The organism is Streptomyces sp. NPDC091287 (assembly GCF_044768525.1).
Taxonomy (GTDB): domain Bacteria; phylum Actinomycetota; class Actinomycetes; order Streptomycetales; family Streptomycetaceae; genus Streptomyces.
Window position 1 is genome coordinate 112902 of record NZ_JBIVUV010000021.1, and the last position, 19579, is coordinate 132480.

Sequence of the window (19579 nt, forward strand, 5' to 3'; positions counted from 1 at the left end):
ACACCGCCCGACAGGATGGCGGTGCGGTTCCTCAGCCGTCCACCAGACGGGAACGGATGAGGAACCGCACCCCCTCCGGAGCCTCCAGCGAGAACCCGCTGCCGCGGCCCTCCACCACGTCCACGATCAGCCGGGTGTGGGACCACACCTCGTACTGGCTCCGCGACATCCAGAAGGGCACGCTCCCGGGCATCCCCTCGACGGCGAGGTCCGCCAGCAGCACATCGGCGTTCCCGGTACGGAACTCACCGGCCGGATAGCACATCGGCGCGCTGCCGTCGCAGCAGCCGCCCGACTGATGGAACATCAACGGGCCGTGGTCCGCCCGCAGCCGTCGCAGCAGACCGGCCGCGGCCGGTGTCAGCTCGACGGCGGGAGATTTCGGGTCACACTCCATGGACCTGCCCCTTCTCGGCTACGGTGACGCCGCGACAACCGGACGCGAGTCAACTCGACCGGACGTTGCGACCGGGTTGCACGCCCTATGCTCGCGGCCATGGAGCAACGGGAAGTCGTGAAGCGCGTGATCGGCATCCTCACAGAGGCGCGCGAAATGCAGCGTCTGCTGGAGGCGGACCTCGAACGGGAAGATCTGGACACGGGAGCGGGCGCCGTCACCGCCCTGCTGAACGAGACGATGCCCCACATCGCCATCCCCGACGACTTCTCCGTGGAGGAGGTGGTCACCGTCGTCGGGCGCGAGGTCGGCGGTGCGGTCGAACAGCTCGTGAGCGCCTTCACCCTCGCGTTCACGATGCTGGCCCAGGTCCACGACTCCGGGCAGACCGACGTGTCGTCGGCGGACGTCCTCCAGGACCTCGCGCTGCGGGTCGAGGGCGGCGGACCGGACGACGACGAGAATCCACTGCTGTAGCGGCCTGCGTTCCGCCGCGCGGGTATGCATAGTGGAGGGAGAAGCGCGTATCTCCCTCGCGGCATGGAGGCAGCTGTGGGAAAGAGCACCGACATAGCCCGCGCCAAGGCGCGGAGGCTCAAAGGCATGATCAAGGAATCGGACGGCATCGCCCTCGAGGACGAGCGGCTGAAGGCCGAGGGCAGGAAGGAACAGGCCGAGGCCCGCCGCGAGGAGGCCCTGGCACGCGCAGCGCGGGCGGCCTCCGACCGCTGAGAGAGGCGCTGGTGCCCGTGCCGTCACGCACGGCACGGGCACCCGCGCGAGTCCGCTGACGTCCCTCGCGTCGCCCGAGGAAGCCCCGTCTCCCGAGGACGCTGACGTGCGGGGGCCGCACGGCAGGGCTTACTTGCGGGCCTGTGCGTTCTCCCGGACCGTCTCGACGACCTCCCGGTCGAGAGCCGCCCTGACCAGCGCCGCGGCGAACGCGGCCCGGTCCCGGCCTTGCACCAGCTCCGCCAGCGGGCCGGGAGAGGTGGGCAGACCGAGCCTCTCGGCTCCTTGCAGGCCCTTCGCACCGGCCCGGAACCCGGTCTCCGGCCAGAGGTCCTGCACCTCGCGTACGAAGATGTCGGCCCCGGCCGGTCCGATCCCCTGGACCCGCTGGAGCCCCGCACGCACCACCTCCGCGTCGCCGTCCGCCTCCGCGCGGAGGCGCCGCAGGTCGCCCTTCCAAACATCGAGGACGAGGTGTGCGCCCTCCCCGAGCTGGGTGGAGGTCCGCTCGTCGTAGCGGCGGTAGCCGCCCTCGCCCAACGCGTCCACACGCTGCTGCCAGGTCGCGTCGGCCATCCGGCGCGGGGTGCGCATGCCGTCCGCGAACAACGCCCGCGCGGCGGCCACGGCGACCGACGCCCGGATCCGGGCGCTCAGCAGATGACTCAGCACCAGGAGCTGGTAGAGCGGCTGCGGAGTGTCACGCAGCCGGATCCCCGCCTCCGCCGCATACGTCCGCCCGTACCCCTCCAGCAGCGCGTCGGTGATCCGGCGCGCCGATGCGGACACCTCGCGGCTCATCACCCGTAACCGAAGATCCGGGCGAGGAAGAATCCGGCGACCACCAGCGCGCCGACCACGATCAGGGCGGCCCAGACGCCGGGGTGCTCCCACAGCCCTCCGTCCGCGCGTTCCTCGTGGGCCTCCCCGATGGAACCCTCGGCCGGCGGTGTCTCTCCTGGGGGATTCAGTAGAACAGCCATGTCTCCAGGGTCTCTCCGTCCGAGCTCCCGCGCACGCCGTCCGGGTTCCGTGCCAGGGTGCGGGGCCGTACGGCGGAGCCCGGACGGGGGAAGCGCTGCGGCGAGGGAATTCGGGGCACCGTCAAGGAATGCCCCGAGTCTCCGCCCCCGTCGTCAAGCTCGTTCAGCGCACCACCGAACCCGCCGGGGTGCAGACGCTGCGCTCGACGGCGGCTGCCGTCATCGCCTACTCCGTGGCGGTCTGGGCGCTGCCCGAACCCGCGCCGCTGACCGCACCCCTCACCGCACTCCTGGTCGTCCAGGTGACCCTCTACGCGACCCTCACCACCGGCGTCCGCAGGGTGAACTCGGTGGTCGTCGGTGTCCTCATCGCCATCGCCTTCAGCTCTCTGGTGGGGCTGAGCTGGTGGAGCCTCGGCCTCACGATCTTCACCTCGCTGCTGATCGGGCGGCTGGTCCGGGTCAACGAGTTCGTGCCCGAGGTGGCGATCAGCGCGATGCTGGTCCTCGGCGTCTCCCAGGTCGCCGACACCGCCTGGGACCGGGTGTGGGAGACCCTGATCGGCGCCGTCGTGGGACTCCTGTTCAATCTGCTCCTCGCCCCGCCCGTCTGGGTCGACTCGGCCGGCTCCTCCATCGAGTCGCTGGCCACCCGGATGGGCACCATGCTGCGCAGCATGGGCGAGGAGCTCGTGGGGAACAACCCCGTGCCCCGGGCCGCCGCCCGGCTCCACGAGGCCCGCAGGCTCGACCATGACATCGTGGAGGTCGACGCCTCCCTGCGCCAGGCGGAGGAAAGTCTCACCCTCAACCCCAGGGTGAGACAAGGGCTGCTCCACCGGGTCGTCCTGCGCACCGGACTCGACACGCTGGAGATCTGCGCCGTCGTCCTGCGCGTCCTGTCCCGCACCCTCACCGACCTGGCGAAGGCCCGCACCGAGGAGTCGCTGTTCCCGGCCGATGTGACGGAACTGCTCCAGGAACTCTTCGGCCACCTGGCCGAAGCGATCGAGAGCTTCGCCGTACTGGTCACGACCCAGCTCGCCGCCGACGCGGAGGCGGCGGAGGACAGGCTGGCCGACGCGCTCGTCCGCAGCCGCGCCACCCGCGACCGGGTGGCCGACCTCCTGCTGGAGGACGTCCAGGAGCACCCGCGCCAGTGGCAGTTGCACGGCGCCCTGCTCTCCGAGATCGACCGGGTGCTGGCCGAACTCGACATCGAGGAGCGCACCGAACGCCTCGGCGAGGAACTGGACCGCCGTTCGGCGGAGGCGCACGCGCGTCACCCGAGGCTGCGCGCACTCCTGCGGCGGCTGGGCCGACAGCCCTCCTGAACCGCCCGCGCCGGAGCGACACCCCGAGTACGGCGCGAGAGCCCGGGCCGCGCGGGATGCGGCGGGGGCCGGTCGCTGGTTCGCTGGGGTCAGAGGTCCCCAGCGTCCAAGGAGTGGTGATGAGCGGTTCGGACGAACCCGCCGACCTGGCTCGGCAGATGCGTGAGAAGGCCCAGCAGCTCGCGGAGGCCGCGGAGCGTGCGAGCGACCCGCACGAGCGCGAGCGCCTGGAGAAGAAGTCCCGGACGATCCGGGACCGGAGCGAGCAGCAGAGCGCCATGGAGGCCGGGGACGTCTACCCCGAGAAGTAGCCCGGCCGACGCCCGCCCGCCCGCTTCCGGAGGGACCTGCCGAACCTCCGGGGCGGGCGGCCGCGTGCCCCCGCGCGGCGACCGTGTGCCCCCGGACGCGGTCAGCGGGCCCACTCCAGGAGCCGGTCGGCGCTCCAGGTCGTCACCACCCGGTCGGCCCGCACCCCGCACTCCTCGGCGCGGGCGCACCCCGACCGCTGCCAGGCGAGCTGCCCCGGGGCGTGCGCGTCGGTGTCGATCGCGAACAGCGCCCCCGCCGCGACGGCCGCGCGCAGCAGCCGCAGGGGCGGATCCCGCCGCTCCGGACGGCAGTTGATCTCCACCGCTGTCCCCGCCTCGGCGCAGGCCGCGAAGACCCGGTCCGCGTCGAACCGCGACTCCGGTCGGCCGCGCCCGGTCAGCAGGCGTCCCGTGCAGTGGCCGAGCACATTCGCCCGCGGGTGGCGTACCGCCGCCTCCAGGCGACGGGTCATCGGTTCCGGGTCCATCCGCAGCTTGGAGTGGACCGAGACCACGACCACGTCGAGCCGCTCCAGCAGCGCGGGCTCCTGGTCGAGCGAGCCGTCCGGGAGGATGTCGCACTCGATGCCCGTCAGCAGCCGGAACGGGGCCCACTCCTCATTGAGCCGCGCCACCACCGCGAGCTGCTCCCGCAGCCGCTCCGGCGACAGGCCGCGGGCCACCGTCAGCCGGGGCGAGTGGTCGGTGAGAACGGCCCACGCGTGCCCCAGCTCCGCGGCGGTCCGGCCCATCTCCTCGATCGGGCTGCCCCCGTCCGACCAGTCCGAGTGCAGATGGCAGTCGCCCGTCAACCGGGCGAAGAGATCCTCGCCCCCCTCGACGGGCGGCTCAGCGGCGGCTTCCGCCTCCAGCCGGTCCAGATACCGCGGCGTCTGCCCGGCCAGGGCCTCGCGGATCACCTCGGCGGTGCGTGGCCCGACCCCGGCGACCCGCTCCAGGGAGTTCGCGGCCACCCGCTCCGCCGCCTCCCCGGCGGCCATCGCATCCACGGCGGCGGCGGCCGTACGAAAGGCCTTCACCCGATAGGTGGCGGCCTGGGAGCGTTCCAGCAGGAAGGCGATCCGCCGTAGGGCGGTGACCGGGTCCATCGGCACCTCCACCAGGAGCGTCCGCGGCCGGCACAGGTCCGCGTCGGGCAGTCCGCCCGCCCCACCAGGATGGGCGCATCCGCCCCCGGGCGCCTCCGCGCGGAGGCCGCCGCTTCAGGACGCGGCCTCCTCGGAGTCCGGCACGGACGCCCAGCGGCCGGCGCCCGTGTCGTAGTCGAGCACGGGCCGCCCCCGCACCCCGCTCGTACGGAACGGCCGCCCGCCGTCGTCGACGCGCACCGTGCCGGACCGGCCGCCGGCGCTCCAGGTCAGCTCCGCGAACCAGTCGCAGTCGCAGCCGACCGTGCGACCCGTGATCAGGAGGACCTCGGGATCGGTGACGGAGACGCTGTACGGGAAGGCGACCGCCTCGATGGGCTCGCCCGAGTCGTTGCCCGCGACCGAGCGGGCGACGGGGCGGGGCGCGTCGAGGTCCACGTCGAACATCCTCGGGGTGAGGGCCCCGCCGCAGCCGGAGCTCATCCGGTAGACGCGGCCCTCCGCCGGCGAACGACGCTCGACCACTCGGATTCGCAGGGCTTCCAGCACCACGGCCCGCTCGTCCCTGCCCTGCAACGTGATCCGGACACCGGCCTCGCCCGCGTGCACCCCGCCGAGCGCTCCGGCCCAGGACTCCGCGTCCGCCTCCACCGGGGGCGGCGGGACGGCGGCGGGCGCCCGGTCGACGAGGTAGGAGTGGTCGCAGCCGTTCTTCCAGACGTGGTCGTCCACGGTCCAGGTGAACGGCACACGTCCGGCCTTCGGTCCTGGCGCTTCCCCGGATGCCCGGGGGAGAGCCTCCCCGCGCTGTTCGACGCCGGGCGGCACGGTTGTCGGCCGGGTGCCGCCGGACGGCGTTCCGCGTGGGGTCCCGCGCGGCGTGCCCTGCGGCTTACCGGGCGTGAGGGAGCCGGAAGGCGAGGGCTCCGGGCTGTCCGCCGGGGGACCGCCCGGCCGCTGGGCCGCCGACGGGCGCCGGTCCGGGCCCGGGAGCGAGGTCCCTCCCAAGGACGCGACCAGGACGAGAGTGAGCACCGCGGCGCCGAGGACACCGAGCCCCTGCCCGTACCGGCGTGCTCGACGCGACCGGGACACCGGCCCCCGGGGAGTCCCGCTCCCGATCGTGGCCACCTCTCCTGCGACGGAAGCCGGCCCCGGGCGAGGACCGGTGTGGCCGGACGGCTCGTGGGCCCCGGTCGGCGGCGGCCCGGACACGGCCCCGCCGGACGGCCCGGCTCCGGCGGTGTGCGGCACCGACGCCCACCGCCCGGGCGACACCGTCTCCCCGGCCGATCCGTCCACCGGCACGACTTCCGTCGGCTCAGTCTCCGCCCCGGTCTCCGCCGCGGTCTCCGTCTCCGCCTCGGTCTCCGCCTCGGCCTTCCCCTCCGCCGCCGCCTGCCGGCCGAGGCGTTCGCGGTCCGCCACGATCCACAGACGGTGCAGTGCCTCCCGCTCCCCGGCCGGTGCGCCGCACAGGCGGGCCAGCCGCTCCACGGGGGCGAACTCCGCGGGCACCGTCCGCCCCGTGCAGTACCGGTGCAGCGTCGAGCCGCTGACCCCGATCCGGCGGGCCAGCGACGCGTACGTCCGGCCCGACCGCTCCCGCAGCGCGCTCAGTCGCTCCGCCAGCACCGCCCGTGCGGCCCCCTCGGCGTCACTCGACACGCTCGACCTCCCCCGCAAGCCGTTCCAGGGCGTTCCAGCCCCCCGAGAACACCCACGTCACCAGGGGTGGGACGGTTCCAGCCCGGCGGGAACCCGTGTCGCGCTTGTCCGCTTCCGGTGCGTCGGCCCAGGCTGGTGCTCGTTCCCGTATCGCCGCCGCAGGGCCCCTCGCCGGGCTCCGCACACCTCGGCGCGACGCCGTACGACCACCTGACCGCACCATCCGAAACGGGGAAACCTCACCATGCGCACCCTTCGCACCGCAGTCCTGACCGCCGCGGCCGCGGGCCTGGCCGTCACCGCCCTGGCCCAAGTGCCCGCCGCCGCGGCGCCGGCCCCCGCTCCCGTCCAGCCGAAGTTCCTGAGCGCGGGCCGGCTGCCCGCCTCCACCACACCCTGGACGGCCGGTCCCGTACGCCAGGGAGTGCCCGCGGAAGGGTCGGTGTGCACCGCCGGCATCGCCCCGGCGTCCGGCACCCGCCACCGGGACTTCCGCACCGAACTGGACACCGGCGCCCGCCAGACCATCACGGTCGCCACCACCACCGCTCGGGCCAAGGCGCTCGCCGCCGAACTGCGCGGCGCCCTGGAGACCTGCCTCGACCGGCTGAAGCAGCAGGACCCCGGCCTGGAGGGGGAGGCGTTCTACCAGGGCCGTGTCGACATCGAGGAGGGCGCGCACGTCTACAGCATCGACACGTCGTACCCGGAGGTCGGCTCCACCGACATCGGGCTCTACTCCGTGGGCCGCGACGGCAGGGCCGTGACCGTCGTCGAGTGGGGACAGCTGGGCGAACTCGACGGCGCACCGCTGGAGGGCTTCAAGAAGACGACGCGCACCGCCGTCGCCAAGCTGTACTGAGCCACGTCCGGCGACCGACCGTCGGGGGGCGGCCGGTCGCCGGAGGTGCGGGGTACCCCGCACCGGGAGCATGCTGGCTGTGTGACCCGGCACGAAACGCCCCGGCATCCCCCGCCCGCCGGAAACGGGGCCGCGGCCGGGGGACACGAGGGTGGCCGAGTGCCCGACGAACTGTCCCTCGTACTCGCGCAGACCCTCGTCAGCGCCGTCGAATCGAGCGACGGCTACGCGGGCGGTGTCTACCTCCGCAGCCGGACGCCCGGACTCCTGCGGCTCGCGGTGCTCGCCGGACTGCCGGGGCCGCTGTTCCGGCCCTGGTGGCGGATGCAGGTGAACCGGCCCTTCCCGGTGTCCGAGGCCTACCGCTCGGGGCGGCCCGTGCTGCTCTCCGACGCGGAGGAGGCGATGCGCCGGTTCCCGCAGCTGATGGCCGGACTGCCGTTCCCGTTCGGTTCGCTGTGGGTGCCGATCACCGGACCCCGGGGGAGCCTGGGCGTCCTGGCGATCCTGCGGGCCTCCACGCCGGGGCAGCCCGTCGCCCCCGCCGACGGCGACCGGCTGCACCGCCTGGGCCACCGACTCGGTGACGCGCTCACCGATCTGGACCAACGGGGCGTCGACTGCGTATGGGAGTCCGAGCCGGTCCCCGTGCAACTGCCCGCCGCCACCACGCCCCCGGTCCGGGTCGGCCGCTTCGACTGGGACCTGCACTCGGGGCAGGTCACCGCCGACGACGAACTCTGCGCGATCCTCGGCTTCGAGCCCGCCGCCTTCCCGGGCACCGTCGACGCGCTCGCCGAACGGCTGGTCCCGGAGGACGTGTACGGGCTGTGGGCGCTGGCCCGCCGGACGGTGGAATCGACCGAACCGGTCGTCCGCCGGATGCGGCTGCGCGGCCCCGACGGCCGGTCCCACCTGCTGGAACTGTCCGGACGCTGGACGCACCCGGGCGGTGACGCGTCGGCCAGCCGTCTGAGCGGCTTCCTGGTCGACCTCGGCGCGGGGCCCGTCGTGCCGGAGGCCGCCGACCGGCTGCCGCGCGGCATCCTCTCCCTCGACCGGCTGGGCCGGATCACCTACGCGAACGGCCTCGCCGAGGAGCTGCTCGGCCACTCCAGGGAGCAGCTCGTGGGCCACGTCGTGTGGCAGGCCCTGCCGTGGTTCGGGCACGAGGCCTACGAGGACCACTACCGGGCCGCCCTGATGGCCGACGAGCCCGTCCACTTCCGCGCCCGCCGCCCGCCCTCGCGCTGGCTGTCGGTGTCCCTGTACCCGGACCACGACGGGGTGAGCGTCGTCCTCCAGGGGACCGACCGGCCGGACTACGCCCCGGGCTCGGTCACCGCGCCCGGCCTGGGTATCGGCTCGACCGCCGACCGCTCCTCGGCGCTGTACCGACCGGTGGCCCTCGCCATCGCGCTGACCGAGGCGGTCACGGCACGCCAGGTCTCCGAGGTGGTCACGGAGGAGCTACTGCCCGCGTTCGGAGGCCGTCAGCTCGCCATCTATCTGCTGGACGAGGGCCATCTCCATCTGGCCTGGGAGACAGGGTTCCCGAAGGGCTTCCTCGACCGCTTCGAAGGGGTCGAGCTCGACGTCAGCATTCCCGGGGTGGAGACCCTGACCTCAGGCCGCCCGATGTTCTTCGAGTCCATGCAGCTCCTGGCCGATGCCTATCCGGGCATCCCGATCGACGCGGATGTCGGGGCCCGCGCGTTCCTGCCGCTGATCGCCTCGGGGCGGCCCGTCGGCTCCTGCATCCTCGGGTTCGACCGCCCTCGCGGCTTCAGCCCGGAGGAACGTACGGTCCTGACGGCACTGGCCGGACTCATCGCCCAGGCCCTGAAGCGGGCTCAGCGCTACGACAGCGAGGCGGCTCTCGCCCGCGGACTCCAGAACGCCCTGCTGCCGCACCGGCTGCCCGAGGTGGACGGGGTGGACACCCTGGGGCGCTACCTCTCCGGCACCCAGGGCATGGACGTGGGCGGCGACTGGTACGACGTCATCGAGACCGGCCACGAACTCGCCCTGATCATCGGCGACGTCCAGGGTCACGGGGTCTCCGCCGCCGCGACCATGGGGCAACTGCGCAGCGCGGTAAGGGCGTTCGCGCTGAACAAGTACGATCCGCAGGAGGTGATGAGCGGGACGAACCGGCTGCTCATCGATCTTGACCCGGGACAGTTCGCGAGCTGCTGCTACATCGCGCTGGACCCGGTGACCGGAGTGGCCCGCGCTGTACGGGCGGGGCATCCGCAGCCCGTGCTGCGGCGGCCGGACGGCCGGACGGAAGTGCTGGACCTGGCCGGCGGCATCGTGCTCGGGATCGACGGGCAGGCGTCCTACCCGGTCACGGAGATGCGCCTCGAACCGGGCGCGATGCTCGCCCTGTTCACGGACGGGCTGATCGAGCGCCCCGGAACGGACATCGACGAGGGGATCGAGCGGCTGCGCGCCACCGTCGAACGCATCGGCGCGGTCCCCCTGGCCGAGACGGCCGACCAGGTCATCGGAGAGGCCAGGGCGGCCACCGACCGCCCCGACGACATCGCGATCCTGCTCGCCGCCCGGTGGGCCGGGACCCCGACGGTCCGGCGACCACGGGAGGACCGGTCGCCCGGGCCCGACCTGTGGCGCACGTTCAGGAGGCCGGACCCGGGGCGCACGGCGGGCGCACCGGATCCGGCCTCCTGAGAGACGTCCTGCCGATCAGGCGCCGCTGAGGCGTCCGATCAGGCGTTGATCAGGCGTTGATCAGGCGTTGATCAGACGTCGGCCGGCGGCTCTGCCGGTGCGAAGGCGCCGGAGGCCTCCAGCATGCCCTCGCGCTCCACGACCTTGATCCGTTCACGGCCCTGCGCCGCGCCCAGTGCCTGCTCGTGGGCGTCCAGCTTGTGCCAGCCCTCCCAGGTCGTGTAGCGGACGCCGCGGTCCTCCAGGAAGGCCTCGACGGCCTCCGGAGCGGGCGTGGCCGGCTCCGGCAGCCGGCCGGCCGCCCGGTCCTCCAGGACGCAGGCGACCGTCTCGTTCGCGTCGCCCTTGGTGTGTCCGATCAGACCGATCGGACCGCGCTTGATCCAGCCCGTGACGTAGACCGAGGCCATGTGCTCGTCGCCGGCGATGACGCGTCCCGCCTCGTGCGGCACGGTGCCGGAGGCCACGTCGAAGGGGAGCTTGGGCAGCTCCTCCGAGTAGTAGCCGACGGCACGGTAGACGCTCTGCATGTCCCAGTCCGTGAACCGACCGGTGCCCCGGACGTTGCCGGTGCCGTCCAGCTCGGTGCGCTCGGTGCGCAGCGCCACGACCTTGCCGTCCTCGCCGAGGATCTCGACCGGGGACTCGAAGAAGTGCAGGAACAGCTTGTGCGGGCGGTCGCCGGCATCGCGGATCGCCCAGTTCTCCAGGGTCTGCGCGACCATGTTGGCCTGCTTGTTCTCCCGGCGGGTCGCGATGGAGCCCTCGTCGTACTCGATGTCCTCGGGGTTGACGATGACCTCGATGTTCGGGGAGTGGTCCAGCTCCCGCAGCTCCATCGGGCTGAACTTGGCCTGCGCGGGTCCACGCCGCCCGAACACGTGCACCTCCAGCGCCTTGTTCTCCTTGAGGCCCTGGTACACGTTGTCCGGGATCTCGGTGGGCAGCAGCTCGTCCGCCGTCTTGGCCAGGACCCGGGCCACGTCCAGGGCCACGTTCCCGACGCCGAGCACGGCGACCTTCTCCGCGGTGAGCGGCCAGGTGCGCGGGACCTCGGGGTGCCCGTCGTACCAGGAGACGAACTCGGCCGCGCCGTAGGAGCCGTTCAGCTGGATGCCGGGGACGTCGAGCGCCCGGTCGGCCTCGGCACCGGTGGAGAAGATCACCGCGTCGTAGAACGACCGCAGGTCGTCCAGGCCGATGTCGTGCGGGTAGCTGACGTTTCCGAAGAGCCGGATCTGGGGCTTGTCCAGCACCTGGTGCAGGGCCTTGACGATGCCCTTGATCCGCGGGTGGTCGGGGGCCACGCCGTAACGGATGAGGCCGAAGGGCGCGGGCATGCGCTCGAAGAGGTCGATGGAGACCCCCGGGTCCTGGCAGACCTCGGATTTGAGCAGCGCGTCCGCAGCGTAGATACCGGCGGGGCCGGCTCCGACAATGGCGACGCGGACGGGGCGTGTCATGGCGTGGTGATCCTTCGGGGCGGGCGAACGCGGGCAGGTACAGCGTACGTCGGAGGTAAGGGTCGGCTTACTAGTCTCCACCGCACACCGTAAGCGATCGCCCCGCGGGCCCTTCGGCCGGCCCTGCCTAGAGTGTCCGATTAGCCCGTTTTCCCGTGCCGGTATGGGCGATTTGTTTCTTTTAGGCATCCTGCTCGATAAGGGGCTTATTGAGGCTGTTGGGGCATTTGCTTGACCTCATTCTCGCCATCGTCGTGAAGGAGTGGTGAGCGTCACGTCCGAGAGGGCGGACGTAGAAGTGGAAGCATCGGTTCCCTTCTGTGCGAAGAAAGTTGACGACGTGACGGGGTGACCCGATCCGGCAATTCCGCTTTTCGATCTTGCGTGGAAAAGGGAATCCGGAATGCGGGGCTTGTTCTGTTCGACGTTTCTCGCCTACGGTCACCGTCAATCCGGATGGAACGCCGAATCCTGCCGCCGTCCGGGAATCCGAAACCCACTCACGCACGGCAGGAGCGGGGGACCCAGGTAAGTCGCCGATCCGTAACCGGAACGGCTTGGGGTGAAGTCGCACGAGCGTGCGGCCAGACATCTCCTGTCTGAACCCGACAGCTCACCTCGCAGGCGCCGGAGAGGAAATCCCCCATGCCCGCACAGGGTAAGCACCGTCGTTCCCAGTCCACCTCGCTGCGCCGCGGCCTTGCAGCCGTGACCACGGGTGGAGCCGTCCTCGCCCTCCCGGTGATCGGCGCCACCACTGCCTTCGCGGCCCCCGCGCCCGCCGCCGCGCCGCAGCAGGCCGTGGCGCCCGCCTCGGTGGCCCAGGCGAATTCCGCCGTGCAGGCCGCGCCCGCCCAGCATTCCGTGGCGGCCGGTGAAACGCTTTCCAAGATCGCCCGCGAATATTCCGTCAGCGGCGGCTGGGAGAAGCTGTACGAAGGCAACCGGAAGATCGTCGGAGACAATCCCGATCTTATTCACCCCGGTATCAAGCTGACCCTCGGAACCAAGACCGAGGCCCCTTCGGGCGGCAAGGCGGACAAGGCCGCCGAGGCTTCCCCGTCCGCCGCGCGCGGTGCCGAGGCGGACCGTGCCGACCGCTCGGAGCGGGTCAACGCCGCTCCCGTGGCAAAGACCGCTCCGGCCGCCGAGAAGGCCGTCACGTACACGAACGACCTCGACGGCTGGATCAAGGAGTCGCTGGCGGTCATGGCCGAGCAGGGCATCCCCGGTACCTACGAGGGCATCCACCGCAACATCATCCGCGAGTCCTCGGGCAACCCGGCCGCGATCAACAACTGGGACTCCAACGCGGTCAAGGGCACCCCGTCCAAGGGGCTGCTCCAGGTCATCGACCCGACCTTCCAGGCCTACCACGTGCCCGGCACCTCGACCGACAGCTATGACCCGGTCGCCAACATCACGGCCGCGTGCAACTACGCCGCGGACCGGTACGGCTCGATCGACAACGTCTTCGGCGCCTACTGATCCTCCGCGCCCGAGCCCGAGGGGCCCCGGACCTCATGGTCCGGGGCCCCTCGGGCGTGCCGGGAAGTTACCCCCAAGTTTCTAGTGACTTACCACGCGATCGACAGTAGAACCTGTTGCACTCTGTCGAGAGTGAGGGATGTCACATGAGCGACACTACCATGCAGGATGGCGGGACCAAGGGTGTCTCGCGTCGAAGATTCATCGCTGGAACAGGTTCTCTTCTGGGCGCTGCGGCGATCGCCGGGCACACCGCACCGGCGTGGGCGGGCGTCCGGGCGGCAGCAGCGCCGATCGGCTCCGGGGCCCGTGTGCCGGTGCTGGTCGTCGGCACCGGATACGGCGGCTCCGTGGCCGCCCTCCGGCTCGCCCAGGCCGGCGTCGACGTCCATATGGTCGAGATGGGCATGGCCTGGGACACGCCGGGCGCGGACGGCAAGATCTTCGCCAACACCACCAGGCCCGACGACCGCTCCTTCTGGCTGCGGACCCGGACCAAGCAGCCGCTGAGCAACTTCCTCGGCTTCCCCATCGACAGACACGTCAACCGCTACACCGGCATCCTGGACGCCGAGGAGTTCGCCGGCATCACGGTCTACCAGGGCCGCGGTGTAGGCGGCGGGTCCCTGGTCAACGGCGGTATGGCCGTCACCCCGCGCCGGGAGAACTTCGGCGCGATCCTCCCCACGGTGAGCGCCGAGGAGATGTACAGCACCTACTACCCGCGCGCCAACAGCGGACTGGGCGTCACCACCATCGACCCCGCCTGGTTCGACAGCGTCGACTGCTATCAGTACGCCCGTGTCGGCCGGAAACACGCCCAGCGCTCCGGCTTCCCGTTCCTCTTCGTTCCCGCCGTCTACGACTGGGACTACATGAAGCAGGAGGCGGCCGGGACCGTCCCCAGGTCGGCCCTGGACGCCGAGATCCTCTACGGCAACAACTACGGCAAGAAGTCGCTCCAGAAGACCTACATCGACCGGATCAGGGCCACCGGCCGGGTCACCATCTCCCCGCTCCACAAGGTCACCACGGTCACCCCGGCCCCGGGCGGCGGCTACACGGTGCTCATCGACCAGCTGGACACCGTCGGCCGGACGACCGCCACCAAGACCATCACGGCGGACAAGGTCTTCTTCGCCGCGGGCAGCGTGGGCACCAGCAAGCTGCTCGTCGGCCTCAAGGCCACCGGCGCGCTGCCCCTCCTCAACAACGAGGTCGGCAAGGGCTGGGGCGACAACGGCAACGTCATGTGCGGCCGGGCCAACCACCTCTGGGACCCGACGGGGAAGGTGCAGTCGTCCATCCCCACCGGCGGCATCGACAACTGGGACGCCGGCGGAGCGTTCGCCGAAGTGGCGCCGCTGCCCACCGGGATCGAGACGTGGGCCTCGTTCTACCTCTCCATCACCAAGAACCCGAACCGGGCGCAGTTCACCTGGAACGCGGCGGCGGGGAAGGCCGAACTGAACTGGCAGACGGCGTGGAAGCAGCCGTCCATCGACGCCGCGAAGACCATCTTCGACAAGATCAACCAGAAGGAGGGGACGATCTACCGCACGGACCTCTTCGGCGTTCACAAGATCTGGGGCGACCACCTCACCTACCACCCGCTGGGCGGCGCGGTCCTGGACAAGGCCACCGACAACTACGGCCGGCTGCACGGCTACACGGGCCTGTACGTCATCGACGGCGCGCTGATCCCCGGCAACACCAGCGTGAACCCGTTCGTCACCATCACCGCGCTCGCCGAGCGCAACATCGAACGGATCATCGCGACCGACCTGTAGGCGCCCCGGAGGACGCGGGAACCGACGAAGAGCCCGGGGCCGGGAGTGCCAACCCGGCGGCCCCGGACTCCGTCAGGAGGCGCCCGCCCTCACCCGTGACCGGGCAGAACGCACACCGCGTCGATCCCCAGCACATGGTTGAGCCGCCCGAACGCCAGCCACGAGCCGATGCTCATCGTCAGTTCCACGATCTCCGCCTGGCTGTAGTGCGCGGTCATCCGCTTCCAGAAGGCGTCGTCCAGGCCGTGGTGGTCGAGCGTGTACCGCTCGGCGTACTCCGCCGCCAACCGGGTGCGCTCGTCGAAGGCGTCGGTCGTACGCCACTCGGTCACCGCCCCGGCGAACTCCTCCTCGACCTTCGCCCCGTCCCGCTCGGTCCGCCAGTCCAGGCAGAACAGGCACCCGTTGATCTGCGCCACCCGCAGCCTGGCCGCCTCGAACTCCCGCAGCCCCAGTGTCGTGTGCTCGTACACGGACATCGAGAAGGTGGCGGCGGCCATGCCGATGCCGGGGACCATCTCCCCCCACACATAACCGATGGGCTCCTGGCCCTCCGGAACATCGATGATCATGCCGGTCTCCTTCCCAGCCTGCCGACCGCAGGCCGCAGCGGAACGTCCAGTGCGTCGTACAGGCCCGGCTCCGCGTCCACCAGCCAGTCGATGGCGGAGACGAGCCGCCCGACCGCGGTGGCGTTCCCGCCCGCCGACCGGTTCTCGTCCTCGTCGGAGGCCTCGACCGTCACCTCGATACGGGGGCGGCCCTCGATCACCACCCGGTGCGCGCCCACCCCGTCGGGCGGGGACGGCCAGTCCGGGGCGCACGAGGGATGGATCCGGGTGATGTGCTCGATGACGATGCGCGGCACGCCGTCCACGACGCCCTGCACCTCGAAGCGCACCGCCCCCTGCGTGCCCGCCGCGAACTCGCCCATCGTGCGGGTGCGTACCGCTCTCTCCAGCGCCCGACGGTCCAGGGTCTCGCGGATCTCGTCCAGCTCGACGTCCAGCGCCCGCGCCATGAGCCGTATCTGACCGCCCCACACCATCGTCGGAACGCTCTCCGCCAGCATCAGCGGCTGGTAGTCCATCGGGTGCCCCATGCCGATCAGATGGCGCACCGACTCCTCCTGCTCGTACGTGGAGTAGTCGAAGATCTCCTGGCAGCGGATGACGTCCACCTCGGTACCGAGGCCGCTGACCAGCAGGGGCAGGACGTCATTGCCCCAGCCGGGGTCGACTCCGGAGACGAAGAGCGAACCGCCCCCCTCGGCGATGGCGGCCAGGACCGGGTCCCGCAGCTCCGGCGGGGCGTTGCGCTGATCGTAGAGCGGATAGAGGGAGGGCGTGACGACCACCGCGCCGGCCCGGATCGCCCGGCCGATGTCGGCGAGGGCGTCGTCGGGACGGATGTCGCCGGACGCCGCGTAGACCACCGCCCGGGGGCGGGCGGCAAGGACGGCGGCGATGTCGTCGGTGGCCGCGACCCCGAGCGTGCGCCCGACCCCGCCGAGCTCGCCCGCGTCGCGGCCGACCTTGGCGGGATCGTGCACGAGGACGGCGGTGAGTGTCAGTGCCGGATGGGCCTCGACGGCGCGGACCGCCGCGCGGCCGACGTTGCCGGTACCCCAGACAACCGTGGGAATCATGCGCGGAGGGTAGCCCCGGGGCCCTGCACTTCCCAGAGCCGTGCGGGACCCAATCCGTCGGGTGGAAAGGCGGTTTCCCGAGAACGGGTGTTCCCGGGCCGGAGACGATCCACCGGCCCGGGAACGCGACAGCGGTTACCGCTTGGCCCGTGCGCCGTTCGGGGCGCCGGAGACCGTGAACTGCGAACCGGGCTCGATGAGTACGTGGCCGTCACGCGAGTCGGTGATCGTCACGTTTGTGAGCGTCGCGTTGCCGCGCGCGCCGCCCATCGCGAGGATGCCGGATCCGTTGTTGGACTTGTCGATCCGGACGTTCTCGATCTTGACGTCCTGCATCAGGCCGCCGCCCGTCTTGAACTGGATGCCGTCATAGGTGGAGTCGATGATGTCCGTGTCGCGGATCGTGACTCCGGGGATCGGCAGATTCTGCGGGAAGAGGGTGATCGCGCCGAACTCCTGGTCCTCGTTCCAGAAGGCTCCGCCGGTGCGGTACAGGCCGTTGTTGGCGATCAGCGTCTGCCCGGAGAAGGGCAGCGGGTCGTGGTCGGTCGCCAGCATGATGGCCGGGTAGTTCATCGTGTCGGAGATCAGGTTGTTCTCGATCTTGTTGCCGTAACCCCCGTAGATCGCGATGCCGTTGGCACGCCACGGGAGCTGGATGGTGTTGTTGCGGAAGCTGTTGTCGTGGCCGATGTCGACGGACTGGTCCTTGACGTACTTGCTGGACCAGACCGCCAGCGCGTCGTCGCCGGTGTTGCGGAACGACGAGTTGTAGACCGTGGAGTTGCGGGTGCCGTTGGCGAAGTTGATGCCGTCCGCGTACGTGTTGCGGATCCGCATCCCGGTGAACTCGACGCCGTCACCCGGGTTCCACAGCTCCGGGATGTTGGTGAAGTCGCGACCGGCCCAGACGCCCACGTTGGCGTGCTCGATCCAGACGTTGCTGATCTTCGTGTCCTTGCCGAACCGGCCGTTCAGCGCGACGCCGCCCTCGTGGTTGCCGTCGCCGCCGCGGATGGTGCCGGAGCCGAAGATGGCGATGTCGGAGATTTGCGTGTTCTCGTCGATGTCGAAACCGAAGTTGCCCTCGTGCGGGTGGTTGATGCCGCCCGCCTCGTGCGGCGGGGTGAGGGTGTAGAGCTGGGAGTGCCACATGCCCGCGCCCCGGATCGTCACATCACGGATACCGACCTGGTTGAACTGACCCCGGTCGAGCGGGTCGTCGGTGAGGATCTTCTGCTCCTGACGCCACTGGCCGGCCGGGATCCACACGCAGTCGATCTGACCGGTCTGGTTCGCCGTCACCGCGCGCTGGATCGCGGCCGTGTCGTCGATCCCGTCGTTCGCCACCGCGCCGTACGTCGTGATGGACACACAGCCCGAGGGCTGGGAGGAGGGCGCCGCCACCTGCTCCAGGTCGATCAGGTCGATGATGTAGAAGGAGGCGTTGTCGCTCGCGTCGCGCTGGAGCCGGAACTTCGTGCCCGCCGGATAGGTCTGCGTGAGCAGGGCGTGCGACTCGTCGAACAGCCGCCGTGCGTCGCCGCCGGGGGTGTTGGTGAGTCCTTCGGGGCTGTCGGTGTTCCCGTACAGCCAGCTGTGCTTCGAGGAGAGGTCGATCTTGCGGACGAACTGACCGTTGGCGTACAGGCTGATGGTCGCCTCGCGGCCGCCACCGCCCGGCGCGTCCGGGATGGAGTTGCGTACGACGACCGAGTTCGACGGGGCGGTCGAGGTGAACTCCACGAACTGACCGGTGGAGTTGAGCCGCACCGACTCGCGTCCGGAGGACTCGGTGGCGAAGTTGGTGTGCCCGAAGGTGCGCTCGGCGTCCGACTTCAGCAGCGTGCCCTGGTAGGTGGCGTTCTCGGCCTCAAGCTCGGTGTACGGAACGGCCGCGCCGCGACCGACCACGATGGAGCGGGCGAAGGTGTTGTTGGTCTCGCTGGTCTCCGTGACCTGGTTCGTGGCGTCCGCGGTGGCGGTCAGCGTCGCGCCGCCGCTCGCCGCCGTCCAACTCCCGCCGACCGTGACGTTCGCGGTCGCGCCCGCCGCGATGGCCGGTGTGGTGCCGTTGAGCGTCGTGGAACCGACGGTCAGACGGGTGACCGTGCCCGCGCTCACCGCGCTGGTGCCGCGGTTGTGCACCGCCACGGTGAAGGTGACCGCCGCGCCGACGGCCGGGTTGGCCGGGCTGGAGGAGATGGAGCGGACCTCCAGGTCGGGGCCGGGGCTCTGCCCGACGACCAGCGGGGAGGCGGTGGTACGGCTGTTGTTGGCGTTGTCCGACTCGACGACCGTGTCGGTCGGGTCCACCAGCGCCGAGACGGTGTACGAGCCCTGCGGCCGCTTGCCGACCTCGACCGAGACCGGGGCCGAGGCTCCCGCGGCGAGCGGGCCGACCGGCGCGCTGCCCACGACCACGCCGCCCAGGCTCACATTGACGGTCGTCGCGGGGGAGGCGGCCGAACCGGCGTTGCGGACGGTCCCCTTGACGGTGATGTCGTCCGTCTCGGACGGGGACGAGGGGCTCCAGGACAGAGCGCTCACGGTCAGGTCCGGGTTGGGCGCGGCCGTTCCCAGGACCTGGATCTCGGCGATCTGCGCGCCGGGCGCCCCGGTGTTGGCGAAGAACTTGAGCTGGAGGTCGGCGGCCCGGCCGTCCACCGGGATCGTCACCGTGTTCTGGTTGCCCGACGGGTTGAACGCGTAGCCGGCGCGGGCCCGGAGCGAGGTGAACGCGGTGCCGTCCTGGGTCCGGCCGAGCACCTGGATGTCCTGGGTCCGACTGCCCCAGATCGGGTCGGGGTTGAGCTTGACCACCACGGACTCCAGGTCCGCGTCGGCGCCGAGCTTCACCGTGAGGTCGGCCGGCAGTCCGTTCGACTCCCAGTAGCTGTTGACCTTGCCGTCGTTGGCGTTGGCGGCCGGGAACCCGCCGTGCGATCCGCTGGCGACGACGGGCTTGCCCCGGGCCAGATCGGTGGCCTCAGCCGCGCTCGCGGCGACGGGCAGGAGCCCGACCGAGACCATTCCGGCTATCAGCAGCCCGGTGATCGACTGTCCGGTGAGTCGCTTCCATCTCATGATGTCCTCTGCT

General features: G+C 71.3%; 17 protein-coding genes and 1 riboswitch. Of the genes, 8 read left to right on the plus strand and 9 right to left on the minus strand.

Annotated features, from left to right (window positions below):
• Positions 1–31: 31 nt before the first annotated feature.
• Positions 32–397: a DUF779 domain-containing protein gene (locus ACIQRW_RS31145; RefSeq protein WP_403766560.1), complete on the minus strand. Its 366-nt coding sequence runs from the start codon at positions 395–397 to the stop codon at positions 32–34.
• A gap of 87 nt (positions 398–484) precedes the next feature.
• On the opposite strand from ACIQRW_RS31145, the gene ACIQRW_RS31150 reads away from it, so the two are divergent.
• Together ACIQRW_RS31150 and ACIQRW_RS31155 are read left to right on the plus strand one after the other, a co-directional pair.
• Complete coding sequence (locus ACIQRW_RS31150) at positions 485–874, plus strand: hypothetical protein (RefSeq protein ID WP_265597667.1); 390 nt, start codon at positions 485–487, stop codon at positions 872–874.
• A gap of 75 nt (positions 875–949) precedes the next feature.
• Positions 950–1129 (plus strand): hypothetical protein, encoded by a 180-nt coding sequence (locus ACIQRW_RS31155; protein WP_397917889.1) that lies wholly within the window; start codon positions 950–952, stop codon positions 1127–1129.
• 129 nt (positions 1130–1258) lie between these two features.
• Here the strand turns inward: ACIQRW_RS31155 and ACIQRW_RS31160 are convergent, their stop codons facing one another.
• Both ACIQRW_RS31160 and ACIQRW_RS31165 read right to left on the minus strand, forming a co-directional pair.
• Positions 1259–1930, minus strand: a complete 672-nt coding sequence (locus ACIQRW_RS31160; protein WP_403766564.1) for an endonuclease — start codon at positions 1928–1930, stop codon at positions 1259–1261.
• Positions 1930–2112: a DUF6480 family protein gene (locus ACIQRW_RS31165; protein WP_403766567.1), complete on the minus strand. Its 183-nt coding sequence runs from the start codon at positions 2110–2112 to the stop codon at positions 1930–1932. The genes ACIQRW_RS31160 and ACIQRW_RS31165 overlap by 1 nt, the downstream gene beginning before the upstream one ends.
• Before the next feature lie 128 nt (positions 2113–2240).
• On the opposite strand from ACIQRW_RS31165, the gene ACIQRW_RS31170 reads away from it, so the two are divergent.
• The gene (locus tag ACIQRW_RS31170; RefSeq protein ID WP_403766570.1) at positions 2241–3446 is read left to right on the plus strand and encodes an aromatic acid exporter family protein; all 1206 of its coding nucleotides are present in this window, start codon (positions 2241–2243) and stop codon (positions 3444–3446) included.
• A gap of 119 nt (positions 3447–3565) precedes the next feature.
• Positions 3566–3757 (plus strand): DUF6381 family protein, encoded by a 192-nt coding sequence (locus tag ACIQRW_RS31175; RefSeq protein ID WP_069757189.1) that lies wholly within the window; start codon positions 3566–3568, stop codon positions 3755–3757.
• Positions 3758–3858: 101 nt separating this feature from the next.
• Here the strand turns inward: ACIQRW_RS31175 and ACIQRW_RS31180 are convergent, their stop codons facing one another.
• Together ACIQRW_RS31180 and ACIQRW_RS31185 are read right to left on the minus strand one after the other, a co-directional pair.
• On the minus strand, positions 3859–4866 hold the full coding sequence (locus tag ACIQRW_RS31180) for a PHP domain-containing protein (RefSeq protein ID WP_403766573.1): 1008 nt from the start codon (positions 4864–4866) through the stop codon (positions 3859–3861).
• A gap of 114 nt (positions 4867–4980) precedes the next feature.
• On the minus strand, positions 4981–6534 hold the full coding sequence (locus ACIQRW_RS31185; protein ID WP_403766576.1) for a helix-turn-helix domain-containing protein: 1554 nt from the start codon (positions 6532–6534) through the stop codon (positions 4981–4983).
• A 244-nt stretch (positions 6535–6778) separates the two neighbouring features.
• Here ACIQRW_RS31185 and ACIQRW_RS31190 point away from each other — a divergent pair, with 244 nt between their 5' ends.
• Both ACIQRW_RS31190 and ACIQRW_RS31195 read left to right on the plus strand, forming a co-directional pair.
• A complete protein-coding gene (locus ACIQRW_RS31190; RefSeq protein ID WP_403766579.1) occupies positions 6779–7396 on the plus strand; it encodes a hypothetical protein in 618 nt (205 codons plus the stop codon).
• A 159-nt stretch (positions 7397–7555) separates the two neighbouring features.
• Entirely contained in the window at positions 7556–10090 is a 2535-nt protein-coding gene (locus ACIQRW_RS31195) for a SpoIIE family protein phosphatase (protein ID WP_403766582.1), read from the plus strand.
• A 71-nt stretch (positions 10091–10161) separates the two neighbouring features.
• On the opposite strand, the gene ACIQRW_RS31200 is transcribed toward ACIQRW_RS31195, so the two are convergent.
• On the minus strand, positions 10162–11553 hold the full coding sequence (locus tag ACIQRW_RS31200) for an FAD-dependent oxidoreductase (protein WP_403766585.1): 1392 nt from the start codon (positions 11551–11553) through the stop codon (positions 10162–10164).
• A 452-nt stretch (positions 11554–12005) separates the two neighbouring features.
• A riboswitch (cyclic di-AMP (ydaO/yuaA leader) is annotated at positions 12006–12193 on the plus strand.
• 5 nt (positions 12194–12198) lie between these two features.
• Here ACIQRW_RS31200 and ACIQRW_RS31205 point away from each other — a divergent pair.
• Both ACIQRW_RS31205 and ACIQRW_RS31210 read left to right on the plus strand, forming a co-directional pair.
• Positions 12199–13041 carry a transglycosylase SLT domain-containing protein gene (locus tag ACIQRW_RS31205; protein ID WP_403766588.1) on the plus strand — a complete coding sequence of 281 codons (843 nt, stop codon included), beginning with the start codon at positions 12199–12201 and terminating at the stop codon, positions 13039–13041.
• A gap of 146 nt (positions 13042–13187) precedes the next feature.
• Positions 13188–14831 carry a GMC oxidoreductase gene (locus ACIQRW_RS31210; protein WP_403766591.1) on the plus strand — a complete coding sequence of 548 codons (1644 nt, stop codon included), beginning with the start codon at positions 13188–13190 and terminating at the stop codon, positions 14829–14831.
• Between the two features lie 89 nt (positions 14832–14920).
• Here ACIQRW_RS31210 and ACIQRW_RS31215 read toward each other — a convergent pair whose 3' ends face one another.
• From ACIQRW_RS31215 to ACIQRW_RS31225, 3 genes are all read right to left on the minus strand, one after another.
• Entirely contained in the window at positions 14921–15403 is a 483-nt protein-coding gene (locus ACIQRW_RS31215; protein WP_050362829.1) for a carboxymuconolactone decarboxylase family protein, read from the minus strand.
• Entirely contained in the window at positions 15400–16479 is a 1080-nt protein-coding gene (locus tag ACIQRW_RS31220; RefSeq protein WP_403766595.1) for a dihydrodipicolinate reductase, read from the minus strand. Before ACIQRW_RS31220 ends, ACIQRW_RS31215 begins: the two co-directional genes overlap by 4 nt.
• 135 nt (positions 16480–16614) lie before the next feature.
• Entirely contained in the window at positions 16615–19566 is a 2952-nt protein-coding gene (locus tag ACIQRW_RS31225) for a CARDB domain-containing protein (protein ID WP_403766597.1), read from the minus strand.
• Positions 19567–19579: the final 13 nt, after the last annotated feature.

Coding starts and splice junctions, on each gene's coding strand:
- ACIQRW_RS31145 (WP_403766560.1), bottom strand. CDS start 397: ATGGAGTGTGACCCGAAATCTCCCGCCGTCGAGCTGACACCGGCCGCG.
- ACIQRW_RS31150 (WP_265597667.1), top strand. CDS start 485: ATGCTCGCGGCCATGGAGCAACGGGAAGTCGTGAAGCGCGTGATCGGC.
- ACIQRW_RS31160 (WP_403766564.1), bottom strand. CDS start 1,930: ATGAGCCGCGAGGTGTCCGCATCGGCGCGCCGGATCACCGACGCGCTG.
- ACIQRW_RS31165 (WP_403766567.1), bottom strand. CDS start 2,112: ATGGCTGTTCTACTGAATCCCCCAGGAGAGACACCGCCGGCCGAGGGT.
- ACIQRW_RS31170 (WP_403766570.1), top strand. CDS start 2,241: ATGCCCCGAGTCTCCGCCCCCGTCGTCAAGCTCGTTCAGCGCACCACC.
- ACIQRW_RS31175 (WP_069757189.1), top strand. CDS start 3,566: ATGAGCGGTTCGGACGAACCCGCCGACCTGGCTCGGCAGATGCGTGAG.
- ACIQRW_RS31180 (WP_403766573.1), bottom strand. CDS start 4,866: ATGGACCCGGTCACCGCCCTACGGCGGATCGCCTTCCTGCTGGAACGC.
- ACIQRW_RS31190 (WP_403766579.1), top strand. CDS start 6,779: ATGCGCACCCTTCGCACCGCAGTCCTGACCGCCGCGGCCGCGGGCCTG.
- ACIQRW_RS31200 (WP_403766585.1), bottom strand. CDS start 11,553: ATGACACGCCCCGTCCGCGTCGCCATTGTCGGAGCCGGCCCCGCCGGT.
- ACIQRW_RS31205 (WP_403766588.1), top strand. CDS start 12,199: ATGCCCGCACAGGGTAAGCACCGTCGTTCCCAGTCCACCTCGCTGCGC.
- ACIQRW_RS31210 (WP_403766591.1), top strand. CDS start 13,188: ATGAGCGACACTACCATGCAGGATGGCGGGACCAAGGGTGTCTCGCGT.
- ACIQRW_RS31215 (WP_050362829.1), bottom strand. CDS start 15,403: ATGATCATCGATGTTCCGGAGGGCCAGGAGCCCATCGGTTATGTGTGG.
- ACIQRW_RS31220 (WP_403766595.1), bottom strand. CDS start 16,479: ATGATTCCCACGGTTGTCTGGGGTACCGGCAACGTCGGCCGCGCGGCG.
- ACIQRW_RS31225 (WP_403766597.1), bottom strand. CDS start 19,566: ATGAGATGGAAGCGACTCACCGGACAGTCGATCACCGGGCTGCTGATA.